The sequence below is a fragment of the Enterobacter sp. K510 genome, assembly GCF_055804875.1.
Map to the genome: position 1 here is coordinate 313,809 of NZ_JBNRLQ010000004.1, position 12,072 is coordinate 325,880.

Consider the following 12,072-nt stretch of genomic DNA (forward strand, 5'->3'; position numbering starts at 1 on the left):
ATTTGCAATAATCTTTTGTCACTTCATTAACTTCTGTTTTTTTGTGATTAATGTCATGCTTTTGACTTCACCGCGAGGCGCTCTGTACGCCATCGCATTACTGGAGTCATGTAATAATGAAGATAAATTTTCCCCTGCTGTCACTGGCAATCGGGGCTTTTGGGATAGGTACAACTGAATTTTCACCCATGGGATTGCTGCCGGTAATCGCCCGTGGCGTTGACGTCTCGATCCCTGCCGCCGGCATGCTGATCAGCGCCTATGCGATCGGCGTGATGGTGGGCGCCCCCCTGATGACGCTGCTGCTGTCGCACCGCGCCCGCCGTAACGCGCTGATCTTCCTGATGGCGATTTTCACCCTCGGTAATGTACTGTCGGCCATTGCACCGGATTACACCACGCTGCTGCTGTCGCGCATTATCACCAGTCTTAACCACGGCGCCTTCTTTGGCCTGGGGTCAGTGGTGGCCGCAAGCGTGGTACCGAAACATAAACAGGCCAGCGCCGTGGCGACCATGTTTATGGGACTGACCATCGCCAATATCGGCGGCGTTCCTGCGGCCACCTGGCTTGGGGAAACCATCGGCTGGCGGATGTCCTTCCTCGCCACCGCAGGTCTTGGCGTGGTGTCGATGTTAAGCCTGTTCTTCTCCCTGCCGAAGGGCAGCGCGGGCGTGCGTCCGGATGTGCGCCAGGAGCTGGCGGTGCTGATGCGCCCGCAGGTTTTATCGGCGCTGCTGACCACCGTGCTGGGCGCCGGGGCGATGTTCACTCTCTATACCTACATCTCGCCGGTGTTGCAGGAGCTTAATCACGCGACGCCGTTCTTTGTCACCGCGATGCTGGTGCTGATCGGCGTGGGCTTCTCGCTGGGCAATTACCTGGGCGGTAAGTTTGCCGATCGTTCCGTCAGCGGCACGCTGAAAGGCTTTCTGTTGCTGCTGATGGTGATCATGCTGGCGATCCCGCTGCTGGTGAAAAGCGATATCGGCGCGGCCGTGGCGATGGTGGTGTGGGGTGCCGCAACGTTCGCGGTGGTGCCGCCATTGCAGATGCGCGTGATGCGTGTCGCTCATGAAGCGCCGGGGCTGTCTTCGTCCGTGAATATCGGCGCTTTTAACCTCGGCAATGCGCTGGGCGCGGCGGCAGGCGGCGCGGTGATCTCCGCAGGATTAGGCTACGCCGTCGTGCCGGTGATGGGCGCTGTTATTGCGGCGCTCGCGCTGCTGCTGGTGCTGTTTTCCGGTCGCGCCGATGCCCGCCGGGAATGCGTGGCGAACTGATCGTTACTGAGTAAAAAAGAAAAACACCCTGCGCAGTCCGGCAGGGTGTTTTTTTTAGCGGACGTTTTTCGGCGTCATCACCCGGCGCGCGCCCACATAATGACGCTGCCAGTAATCTTCGCTAAGGGAAGTGATTTGAATATCCTGACCACTGCGCGGCGACTGGATGAATTTGCCATTGCCAACGTAGACGCCCACGTGATCGGCGGTGCCGCGACCCTGCGTGCGGAAGAACACCAGATCGCCCCGTTCCAGCTCGCCCGGGTTGACCGGCGAGGCATCACGCAGGTGATACATTTCATTGGCGGTGCGCGGGATGCGGAACTTCACCAGATCTTTATAGGCGTAATACACCAGCCCGCTGCAATCGAAGCCGGTACGCGGCGAGGTGCCGCCCCAGTGATAGGGTTTGCCGATCTGATTCATTAATGTCGATAACGCCGCCGTCTGGGCCTTTTTAATGCGCACTTTATGCGCGTCTGCCAGGGTAACCGGCTTGCTGCTTTTCACTTTCACGCAGTGCTGCTTGCGGCCTTTGCGGGTGGTGCACTTTTCCGTAAAGGTAACGGCGGCAATTTTCCCCGGGCTGGATTTGCTTTTGCGTGAGGCGAGGCTGCTGGTTTTAGTACCGGATGAGACGCGTTTTGTTCTGCTGGAGGTTTTTTGACTGGCGGATCTGCTGGATGCTTTTTTAGCTATTTTTTTACTGCTGCCACTGCTTTTCTTTGTTGTCTTTTGGGTCGTGCTTTGCTTCTTACGGTCGCTGGTTTTCGCCAGATGCGTTTTTTGCACGGCAGAGGGCCGCGCCTGTTCAGACGCCTGGCTTAATGGCGCAAACGTCAGCGAAGCAAAAACCAAAGCACAGAGCGTGATCGAGACTTTATTTATCCGCGCCACTGAGCAATCCCCTGATTCGGGCAGGCATGAAATCATGCGTGCGTGTGATTTTCAAAACTCGTCGATTCTAAAGCATAAAATGCTAAAAAGGTAAGAGCCTTTTTGCATCCTTGCGCTGTTTCGTTAACAAGCGCAAAAAAAAGCAGCAATTCAGGGAAGGAAACGGTTAAGGCATGAGCGAATCGTTTCGCGCAAACTGATATTCTTAAGGCATCTTTATCCGACAGACGATAATATAACGCGTGGTGAACAAAATGTTATTTTCCGTGGGTTGTCTGAACCGCTACAATAAGACGACTGTCGTAGAAGAAGTTAAGGAAGCAAGACAATGAGCGAGACCATCGAAAAAATCCAGCGTCAAATCGCTGAAAACCCGATCCTGCTGTACATGAAAGGTTCCCCTAAGCTGCCAAGCTGCGGCTTCTCTGCCCAGGCAGTTCAGGCGCTTTCCGCCTGTGGCGAACGCTTTGCTTATGTAGATATTCTGCAGAACCCGGACATCCGCGCCGAGCTGCCGAAATACGCCAACTGGCCGACCTTCCCGCAGCTGTGGGTGGATGGCGAGCTGGTAGGCGGCTGCGACATCATCATTGAGATGTACCAGCGCGGAGAACTTCAGCCGCTGATCAAAGAAACCGCTGCGAAGTACAAAACCGAAGAGCCGGGCGCTGAATAAGCGCAGGCAATAAAAAAGCACCCTAGGGTGCTTTTTTTATGGCTGATTTTCGTCGCCAGGCATCGCCATCGGCCAGCCGCCCAGCCGCTTCCAGCGGTTAACGATCTCGCAGAACAGCAGTGCTGTTTGCTCAGTATCGTAGAGGGCAGAGTGGGCCTGGGTGCTGTCGAAATCCAGCCCCGCGGCGGCGCAGGCTTTGGAAAGTACCGTCTGTCCCAGCGCCAGACCGCTCAGTGAGGCGGTGTCAAAGGTGACAAACGGATGGAAGGGGTTGCGTTTCAGCGAGGCGCGCGCGGCGGCGGCCATCATAAAGCTGTGATCGAAGGTCGCATTGTGGGCCACCATGATCGCGCGGCTACAGCCGCTGTCTTTAATGCCTTTGCGCACCATTTTGAAAATCGCATGCAGCGCATCGTGCTCACTGATCGCCCCGCGCAGCGGGTTAGCAGGATCGATACCGTTGAACGCCAGCGCTTCAGGCTGCAGATTTGCCCCTTCGAACGGCTCAACGTGAAAATGCAGCGTGCTGTCCGGCATCAGCCAGCCCTCATCGTCCATTTTTAAGGTAATGGCGGCAACTTCGAGCAGCGCATCGGTTTTGGCGTTAAACCCGGCGGTTTCCACATCAATAACAACAGGGTAAAAACCACGAAAACGGCCGCACAGACCGGTGAGTTGAGCGTTATCGGACATCAGGATCTCTTAAGACGGAAAATTGCAGCGCGCATTATGACAAATTTTACGCAAGGATTATACCGCGCAGAAAGAACGGGCGCGGCGCGCCCGTGGGGGATCAGTTGCCCAGACCGCGACCAGCGTCTTTGGCTTCGATCAGTTCGATTTTATAACCGTCCGGATCTTCAACGAAGGCGATAACCGTGGTGCCGCCTTTAACCGGGCCAGCTTCACGGGTGACATTGCCGCCATTCTGACGGATACGTTCGCAAGCTTCAGCAGCGTTATCCACTTCCAGCGCGATATGACCGTAAGCGGTGCCCAGCTCATAGCTGTCGACGCCCCAGTTATAGGTCAGTTCGATAACCGCTTCGTCGCTTTCCGGGCCGTAGCCCACAAAGGCCAGCGAGTATTTGTATTCGGTATTTTCACTGGTACGCAGCAGCGTCATGCCCAGCACGTTGGTGTAGAAGTCGATGGAGCGTTGCAGATCGCCAACACGCAGCATGGTGTGAAGTAAGCGCATAATATCCTCTTAATCAGTTGTTTTGCGTTCCGGTCGTAAAGCTTTATGCAGTATAGCGGCGGAGTGTCGCCGCTATCAATCAACGGATCACAGAGTAGGGTAGTCGGTGTAACCTTCCGCGCCGCCGCCGTAGAAGCTTTCCGGGCGCTGCGGGTTCAGTTCCGCTTTGCGTTCCAGGCGCTCAACCAGATCCGGGTTGGCGATATAGTCACGACCAAAGGCCACCGCATCGATAAGCCCTTTGCCGATCAGATCTTCGGCTTTCTCCGGCGTGTAAGCCCCGGCGCCGATAATCGGGCCGTGGAAACGGGCGCGCACTTTTTCACGGAAGGCTTCGGTATAAGGCGCGCCGCCCGCCCAGTCCGGCTCAGACATGTGCAGGTAAGCGATGCCGCGACGGGCCAGCTCTTCGATCAGGTACAGCGCATCGGCTTCTTCGTTAGGGCCATTGTCGGTGTTCTGGAAGGTACCGATTGGCGAGACGCGAATACCAATGCGATCTGCGCCCCACTCGTTACAGACCGCATCCACCACTTCCAGCACCAGACGGGCGCGGTTTTCCACGCTGCCGCCGTACTCATCGGTACGCTGGTTAGCGGAAGGGGACAGGAACTGGTGCAGCAGGTAACCGTGGGCGGCATGCAGTTCGACCAGATCAAAACCGGCTTCGCGGGCGTTGGCGACAGCCTGGCGGAAATCGTTCACGATGCCCGGAATTTCATCGATTTCCAGCGCGCGCGGCACGGAGGTTTCTTCGCGGATGGCGTTGCCATTGGCATCACGCAGGGAAGTACGGGTACCCGCTGCGATGGCAGAGGGCGCGACCGGCGCCTGACCGCCCGGTTGCAGGCTGGTGTGGGAGATACGACCGGTGTGCCACAGCTGTACGGCCATATGGCCATTTTCAGCGTGCACGCCAGCGGTGATTTTTTTCCATGCGGCAATCTGCTCCGGGCTGTGCAGCCCCGGCGCGCCCGCATAGCCTTTTGCCTGGGCGGAAATCTGCGTCGCTTCGCTGATGATAAGACCGGCGCTGGCGCGCTGGCGGTAATATTCGCCCATCAGCGGGGTCGGAATGTCACCTGGCTCAATGCTGCGCAGGCGCGTCAACGGAGCCATAAATACACGGTTCGGTACGGTAATGGCACCCACTTTCAACGGGGTAAATAACGACTTAGACATAACTGCTCCTGAATAGACCGGTCGACTAGTAAAAGTAGAAATAAAAACGCCTGTTATTGTGCAGGCGCTGCGATAACAAATCGGGCATGCGCCAGCGCGCTTTCCAGCGGCACGGCGCTGCGTGACATCTTGGCCTGTAAATTAGCGCCCAGCCACAGAGAGTAGAGCACCTGAGCCTGCATCTGCGCATCGCCGGGGAAATCGAGGCTGCGCTCACCGCGGCCTTTTTCCAGCGCATCCGCAATCAGGGCGATCACCTGGGTTGCGCCATTATTCATGGCGGTGCGCATATCCTCTGACAGATCGCACACTTCCGCAGACAGCTTCACCGTCAGACAACCGCTGATAATGCCCTGCTGACGAAACTGCTCCAGCGTATATTCATAATAGGCCAGCACGCGGTCACGGTAATTACCTTCACTGCTGGCAAAATGCTGCGCCAGCCGCGCATGGTAATTTGCGTAATGACGCTCCAGCAGCGCGACGCCGAAGGCTTCTTTCGAGCGGAAATAGTGATAAAACGAACCCTTGGGCACTTCCGCCGTTTTCAGCAGTTCGCTTAATCCCATGCCGGTGAAGCCACGGTGCATACATAACTGCTCGCCGGTGGCCAGCAGATGTTCGCGGGTATCATGTTCAGTGTGTCTGTTCATGACGTCACTGTAATAGACCGTTCGGTCTAATGCAAGACGATTTGCGAAATGCTCCGGTGGCGTCTTCAATGTAATAAACCCTAAACCGGAGGCCGGGCGTGGCAGAGCAACTTGAGTTTTTCCCGATCCAGAGTCCGTGTCGGGGCATTTGTCAGACGGACGAGCGCGGATTTTGCCGCGGCTGCATGCGAACGCGGGACGAACGTTTTAACTGGCAAAACATGAGTGATACGCAAAAGCAGACGGTGTTGCGCCTGTGCCGCCAGCGTCTGCTGCGTAAATTACGCGCAAACAAACCGGATGCGCCGGAGGAACCGCAACAACCTTCACTTTTTTAATCGTGCATATGCGTATACTCAGAGCACATTAATTAAAGAGGAAGCGGTTATGGTTCAGCGTATTACCCTTGCGCCGCAAGGCCCGGAATTTTCACGTTTCGTAATGGGTTACTGGCGTCTGATGGACTGGAATATGTCTGCGCGCCAGCTGGTGAGCTTCATTGAAGAACATCTCGATCTGGGCGTGACCACTGTCGATCACGCCGATATTTATGGCGGTTATCAGTGCGAAGCGGCCTTTGGTGAAGCCTTAAAGCTGGCCCCGCATCTGCGCGCCCGCATGGAAGTGGTGTCCAAGTGCGGCATCGCCACCACCGCCCGCGCGGAAAATGCGCTCGGTCATTACATCACCGATAAAAGTCATATCATCGCCAGCGCCGAACAGTCGCTGCGCGATCTGGCTGTCGATCATCTTGATTTGCTGCTGATCCACCGCCCGGATCCGCTGATGGATGCGGATGACGTGGCGGAAGGCTTCCTGCATCTGCACCAGAGCGGCAAAGTGCGTCATTTCGGCGTGTCAAACTTTACCCCGGCGCAGTTCGCGCTGTTGCAGTCCCGTCTGCCGTTTACCCTCGCCACCAACCAGGTCGAGATTTCACCGGTGCATCAGCCGCTGATCCTTGACGGCACCCTCGACCAGCTCCAGCAACTGCGCGTGCGCCCGATGGCGTGGTCCTGCCTCGGCGGCGGTCGTCTGTTTAATGACGACGCTTTCCAGCCGCTGCGGGATGAACTGGCGCAGATCGCTCAGGAAGTGAATGCCGCCAGCATTGAGCAGGTGGTCTATGCGTGGGTTCTGCGTCTGCCGTCACAGCCGCTGCCGATTATCGGCTCCGGTAAAATTGAGCGCGTACGGGCGGCTATTGAGGCGGAAAACATCCAGCTCAGCCGCCAGCAGTGGTTCCGTATCCGCAAAGCCGCGCTGGGCTACGACGTTCCCTGATCACGGAATAACCTGACTTTCCAGTGAGATCCTTACCCCTGGTTTACACTTCAGGGGTAAATCTGATCAAGGGAGGTTATATGAAGCGTTTTTGTCTCGCGATGCTGGCTCTGTCCGTCTGCGCTGGCGCGCAGGCTGCCAGCCAGGAAGTTACGATGAACCTCGTCACCTCCGGGGGCATCGGGCAGTCCATTGGTACAGTTAAAATCAGTGAAACCGATAAAGGGCTGGAATTTGCCCCCAATCTTAAAGCCCTGCCGCCCGGCGAGCACGGTTTCCATGTGCATGCCAAAGGCTCCTGCGAACCGGCCATAAAAGACGGTAAAGCAGTGGCGGCAGAAGCCGCAGGCGGCCACCTCGATCCGCACGACACCGGCAAGCATGAAGGCCCCGAAGGTGAAGGGCATACCGGCGATCTGCCGGTGCTGGTGGTCAACAATGACGGTAAGGCCACCGACGCGGTGGTGGCGCCACGGCTGAAAAAACTTGATGAAGTGAAAGACAAAGCGCTGATGATCCACGTTGGCGGCGATAATATGTCCGACTCGCCGGAGCCTCTGGGCGGTGGCGGAGCCCGTTACGCCTGTGGTGTCATCAAGTAATCTCTGCAGGTACCACGCCTGCTACCGGGGCCTGTTCAAGTTGCAGGAGCGCGCAATAGAGCCGCCAGACAATGGAGGCCAGTTCCCGGGCAGCAGGCTGGTGATGCCGGGCCAGCGTATCGCAGATGCGCTGTAGCTCCTCCAGCGTTATCCCCAGCGAAACATGCCGCACGCCTTTTTCACTCATCACGCCGCGCAGCAGCGCAAGACAGCGATCCCGCACCCGCGACAACGGATCGGAGCGGGTTTCCCAGTCGCGCAACTGCCACACCACATGCGTACAGTTGAGCAGCACCACCCCCCAGCGCAACAGCCAGCGCCTGGACTGCGCGTCTTTACTCTGGCTGAGCTGGCTGACGTGATGATAAACCAGCGACTCGAACTCACTTTCGCGGTAGCGCGGCCGACGGCTCAGCTGATCGATAAACCGCAGGCGCAGGGCGCGAATATGACGATGGCTTTTACGGGCATCCGATCCGGGACGCAGCACCGCGAATGCCAGCCACGCCATGCCCACGCCGAGTAATTTCCCCAGATCGTCATTCAGAAAATCCGCGAAGTCATACACCGGGGGATTGGTGACGGAAATAAACGATCCCATAAAGACAATCAATTGCCCCCACAGACCGGCGTATTTCGCCATTTGCAGCTTCAGCAGTTGCATGGTGGTCAGCAGCGGAAACAGAAAAAGTAAAAACTGCCAAAGCTCCGAAATTTGCACCATCAGGCCAAACTTCACCGCAAAGCTGAACAGCGACAGTAAAAGCAGCGTGCGCATCAGCAACGTCAGGGAGCTGAAAGGCGAGGCAACGGCGGAATAGAGCACGCAGCTGATGGCCGCCAGCGTCAGCGCCGGGGCGCCAGCCTCCCACTGCGCGCCGATGGCCCATGCGCCGATGGCGATCAGGGTGGCGAAGGTACGCAGTCCGCTCCATAACGCTTCCAGATTATCGGTATGACGGGCCAGCGCTGGCGCACGCGGCACGGCGAAAGCGGTGACGGGGCGGGCATGTTCCAGCCGCTGGATCCAGCGACTGCTGGCTAAGTGCAAGCGGCAAAAATAGCGCAGCCTGTCCCAGAAGGCGCGGTGGCGGTAATCGGCATCATCCCGCGGTGCCAGCGGGGCGATAATGCGCGCCACGGCATAAAAATCCGCATCCGGACGCCCGAGGGTGGCGAGTAGCTGTTCCAGCAGCGGTCGGGTGGCGGCCGGTGCGTCGGGCCAGTTCAGCAGCAGACGCCGCAGACTTGAGATCACGCTGGTCATGCGTAGCTGTTGATGAAGCAAATAGTTGAGCAGGGCGTTTTGCTGGCGAAAGCGGTAGTGGCTCCAGAACGCCTGAATGCGCAGCAGGTTGAGGGTGAGGATCTGGCCGATGACATTTTCATGGGCGGCGCGAATGGCGTCGCTGGTGTCCGGCTGCCAGAGTAAGGCGGCGTGTTCCAGCAGGCGGGCTTGCCTGTTTTTCAGCGCGCTGAGCAGCGCCGTACCATCCGGGGCGCTCGGCAGGATCATCATCATCATGCCCCCCGACAGGATCCCCACGATCACCTCGCAGACCCGCGACTGGGCGATGTCCCACAGCTCGCCGGTTTCGCTGATATTGATCACCGGGAAGGCGATGATCGCCGCGGTATACCCCGCCAGCTGAAAGGCATAGGCCACGTTATTGCTGTAGTGCGCGCAGGCCCAGGTGCAGTAGCCGATCCAGCCCGCCATGGCGAATAAAAACAGCCATGGATCGTTAAGGGTATGACCGGCGATCAGCAGCGCGGCCACGGCCCCGAGCAGGCTTCCGGCGATACGGCCAAGACTTTTGCTGATCACCCCGCCGACGGTAGGAAAGCTGACGACCGCCGCAGAGGTCATCGCCCAGTAAGGTTCGTCGAGATTAAGCGTATAGGCGACGCTGAGCGCCAGACACATGGCGATACCATTGCGCAGGGCATAGCGCCACTGCGCACGGGAGGCCTTAAACCACGGCAGCGCCTGAAGCAGCCGCACAGTCAGCGTCCGATTGCCACGGTACAGGTGGTGCCGGACACCAGCGTCAGGCCCTGCGGCGGCGCATCGAATTCAATGCGCACCGGCACCCGCTGGGCCAGTCGTACCCAGGGCACGTTCGGTTTCACGTCGGCCACCAGACCGCTGTCGCTCTCCACGCTCTGATCGGAGATAGCGCGACCAATACTGGATACGTGACCCTGTAACTTTTGATCGCTGCTGTAGAGCACCACGCTGGCGGGCATTCCCTCGCGGATATGGCGAAGTTTGGTCTCTTCGAAATAGCCGATGACATAAAACGAGTGGCTGTCCACTACCGCGAATACCGGCTGTCCGGCGGTGGCGTAATTACCCACGCGGGCGGAAAGATTGGTCACCCAGCCGTCAACCGGCGAGGTGACCGTCGTTTGCTGTTGCTGCCATTGCGCCTGCGCAAGCTCGGCCTGCGCCGCCGCGACGTCAGCCTGCATGGCTTTGACATTGATATTGGCGGTATCCAGATCTTCGGCGGAAATATAGTTATGAGGCAGATGTCGGCGGCGGCTGGCTTCGTTATTGGCTTTTGCCAGTTCCGTTTTTGCGCGAGCCAGTTGCGCTTCGGCGTTTAAAATGGCGATGCGATAGGGCGTTTCGTCGATGCGGAACAGCACCTCGCCGGCATGCACAAACTGATTATCCCGCACGTTCAGCGTCGTGATGCTGCCGGACACCTGCGGCGTAACGCTGACCTGTTCGGCGCGGATCTTGCCGTCCCGCGTCCAGGGCGACTGCATGTAATAATTCCACAGCCAGATCCCGGCAATGATGGCGAGGGCAAGCACCAGCAGCGTGGAGAAATATTTTAAGGTTTTCATAACGACGTCCACGCAATCAACAGGGCCTGAGCCAGTGCCACCGAAATTACGAATAAAGAGAGATCCATCAGCAGCGGATGCCAGATATCACCGGCATAGATCCAGCCGCGCAGCAGGCGATGGGCGATCAGCCAGAGAAAGAAACCAAGCGCGACGGCATAAAACAACGGCGGGAAATAAACGGATGCGCCGACAATCAGATCCTGGAGGGGCAGGCCAGAGGTGATGAATCTGAGCGTCACGGGCAGGGATCCTGTGCAAAGTGAAGGGGTAAACCCGGGTTATACAAAAAAGTAACAATAGCGTCTGGTTAACAAGCTTTTAAAAACAACAATATAGGAAAATACGTTAAAGCTTTACATTTGTTTTACCAATATAAATGCTGCACACTATTCTAAAATCAGTATAATAACTTAGCAAGCTAATTATAAGGAGATGAAATTGGAATCGCCATTAGGTTCTGATCTGGCACGTTTAGTGCGCATCTGGCGTGCTTTAATTGACCATCGCCTCAAACCTCTGGAATTAACGCAGACTCACTGGGTAACGCTGCATAATATTCACCAGTTACCTCCCGAGCAGTCGCAAATTCAACTGGCAAAAGCGATCGGCATTGAACAGCCTTCGCTGGTGCGTACGCTGGATCAGCTGGAAGACAAAGGGCTTATATCCCGTCAGACCTGCGCCAGTGACCGTCGTGCAAAACGTATCAAGCTCACAGAGAAAGCCACTCCCATTATAGATGAAATGGAAACGGTGATCAGAAAGACTCGCGGTGAAATACTGTCGGGGATTTCGGAAGAAGAATTGACGCAGCTTATCAGTCTTATCGCCCGGCTTGAGCAAAATATTATTGAATTACATACGCGTGATTAATGATAAAAGCCCTGCATAGCAGGGCTTTTTTATTACCTGGCAGCGTATGAATTAACGCGGAGACGCCGTTACCTGGCCGCCGTTGGTTGCCAGAGCGACACGCTGGCCTGGCGAGAAGCGGGAATTACCCTGTTTCTGCACCACGATAATGCTGTTGCCGTCGTCTTTTCGGATTTCCAGCTCAACGCCCTGGGTTTTATTCATGGAACCCTGCACGCCCTGTCCCGCCACGCCACCAGCGACCGCGCCCGCCGCTGTAGCCAGTGAACGACCTGTGCCGCCGCCGACGGTGTTACCCAGGAAACCACCCAGCACCGCGCCGCCTAACGCGCCGATAACGTTAGAATCATCGCCGCCCTGGATCTGTACCGGACGTACGTTTACCACGGTACCGTAGGTCACACTCTGCACCTGCTTGGCTTCGGATGCCGTATAAACGTCTCCTGAAAGGCTATCGTTGTTCACGCAACCTGCAAGAGTGAAACCAATCAGCGAAACGGCCATTACACGTAACATCATTTATGAATCTCCTGTCCAACAAGAAACGCTCAGGTGAGCA

The 12,072-nt window shown here is 57.0% G+C and carries 15 protein-coding genes; 6 read left to right on the top strand and 9 right to left on the bottom strand.

Annotated elements, in window-relative coordinates; genetic code table 11:
• Positions 1–116 precede the first annotated feature (116 nt).
• Positions 117–1,283, top strand: coding sequence for an MFS transporter (locus tag ACQUTD_RS09335; protein ID WP_473274768.1), 1,167 nt, complete (start codon positions 117–119; stop codon positions 1,281–1,283).
• Between the two features lie 54 nt (positions 1,284–1,337).
• Here ACQUTD_RS09335 and ACQUTD_RS09340 read toward each other — a convergent pair whose 3' ends face one another.
• Positions 1,338–2,180, bottom strand: coding sequence for an NlpC/P60 family protein (locus tag ACQUTD_RS09340; protein ID WP_473274767.1), 843 nt, complete (start codon positions 2,178–2,180; stop codon positions 1,338–1,340).
• A 328-nt stretch (positions 2,181–2,508) separates the two neighbouring features.
• On the opposite strand from ACQUTD_RS09340, the gene grxD reads away from it, so the two are divergent.
• On the top strand, positions 2,509–2,856 hold the full coding sequence (gene grxD / locus ACQUTD_RS09345) for a monothiol glutaredoxin 4 (RefSeq protein ID WP_072568302.1): 348 nt from the start codon (positions 2,509–2,511) through the stop codon (positions 2,854–2,856).
• A 36-nt stretch (positions 2,857–2,892) separates the two neighbouring features.
• On the opposite strand, the gene rnt is transcribed toward grxD, so the two are convergent.
• From rnt to ACQUTD_RS09365, 4 genes are all read right to left on the bottom strand, one after another.
• Positions 2,893–3,549: a ribonuclease T gene (gene rnt, locus ACQUTD_RS09350; protein ID WP_072568303.1), complete on the bottom strand. Its 657-nt coding sequence runs from the start codon at positions 3,547–3,549 to the stop codon at positions 2,893–2,895.
• A 100-nt stretch (positions 3,550–3,649) separates the two neighbouring features.
• On the bottom strand, positions 3,650–4,057 hold the full coding sequence (gene gloA / locus ACQUTD_RS09355; RefSeq protein ID WP_072568304.1) for a lactoylglutathione lyase: 408 nt from the start codon (positions 4,055–4,057) through the stop codon (positions 3,650–3,652).
• Between the two features lie 87 nt (positions 4,058–4,144).
• The gene (gene nemA, locus ACQUTD_RS09360) at positions 4,145–5,239 is read right to left on the bottom strand and encodes an alkene reductase (RefSeq protein ID WP_321987381.1); all 1,095 of its coding nucleotides are present in this window, start codon (positions 5,237–5,239) and stop codon (positions 4,145–4,147) included.
• Between the two features lie 53 nt (positions 5,240–5,292).
• Positions 5,293–5,892 (bottom strand): TetR/AcrR family transcriptional regulator, encoded by a 600-nt coding sequence (locus ACQUTD_RS09365; protein ID WP_318376297.1) that lies wholly within the window; start codon positions 5,890–5,892, stop codon positions 5,293–5,295.
• Positions 5,893–5,990: 98 nt separating this feature from the next.
• Between ACQUTD_RS09365 and ACQUTD_RS09370 the strand changes: the two genes are divergently transcribed.
• The 3 genes from ACQUTD_RS09370 (at position 5,991) to sodC (ending at position 7,778) form a co-directional block, all read left to right on the top strand.
• Positions 5,991–6,230 (top strand): DUF1289 domain-containing protein, encoded by a 240-nt coding sequence (locus ACQUTD_RS09370; RefSeq protein ID WP_318373261.1) that lies wholly within the window; start codon positions 5,991–5,993, stop codon positions 6,228–6,230.
• 49 nt (positions 6,231–6,279) lie between these two features.
• Positions 6,280–7,176 (top strand): aldo/keto reductase, encoded by an 897-nt coding sequence (locus ACQUTD_RS09375; protein WP_473274764.1) that lies wholly within the window; start codon positions 6,280–6,282, stop codon positions 7,174–7,176.
• An 80-nt stretch (positions 7,177–7,256) separates the two neighbouring features.
• On the top strand, positions 7,257–7,778 hold the full coding sequence (gene sodC / locus ACQUTD_RS09380) for a superoxide dismutase [Cu-Zn] SodC (protein ID WP_473274760.1): 522 nt from the start codon (positions 7,257–7,259) through the stop codon (positions 7,776–7,778).
• Here sodC and ACQUTD_RS09385 read toward each other — a convergent pair.
• Genes ACQUTD_RS09385 through ACQUTD_RS09395 form a run of 3 tightly spaced genes read right to left on the bottom strand, consistent with a single transcriptional unit; the run spans position 7,771 to position 10,879 of the window.
• Complete coding sequence (locus ACQUTD_RS09385; RefSeq protein WP_473274757.1) at positions 7,771–9,783, bottom strand: FUSC family protein; 2,013 nt, start codon at positions 9,781–9,783, stop codon at positions 7,771–7,773. The genes sodC and ACQUTD_RS09385 overlap by 8 nt on opposite strands.
• Before the next feature lie 2 nt (positions 9,784–9,785).
• The gene (locus tag ACQUTD_RS09390; protein WP_473274755.1) at positions 9,786–10,637 is read right to left on the bottom strand and encodes an efflux RND transporter periplasmic adaptor subunit; all 852 of its coding nucleotides are present in this window, start codon (positions 10,635–10,637) and stop codon (positions 9,786–9,788) included.
• Entirely contained in the window at positions 10,634–10,879 is a 246-nt protein-coding gene (locus ACQUTD_RS09395) for a DUF1656 domain-containing protein (protein ID WP_072568312.1), read from the bottom strand. Before ACQUTD_RS09395 ends, ACQUTD_RS09390 begins: the two co-directional genes overlap by 4 nt.
• Before the next feature lie 193 nt (positions 10,880–11,072).
• On the opposite strand from ACQUTD_RS09395, the gene slyA reads away from it, so the two are divergent.
• Complete coding sequence (gene slyA / locus ACQUTD_RS09400; RefSeq protein WP_072568313.1) at positions 11,073–11,513, top strand: transcriptional regulator SlyA; 441 nt, start codon at positions 11,073–11,075, stop codon at positions 11,511–11,513.
• A gap of 51 nt (positions 11,514–11,564) precedes the next feature.
• Here the strand turns inward: slyA and slyB are convergent, their stop codons facing one another.
• Positions 11,565–12,032: an outer membrane lipoprotein SlyB gene (slyB, locus tag ACQUTD_RS09405; protein WP_072568314.1), complete on the bottom strand. Its 468-nt coding sequence runs from the start codon at positions 12,030–12,032 to the stop codon at positions 11,565–11,567.
• Positions 12,033–12,072 lie beyond the last annotated feature (40 nt).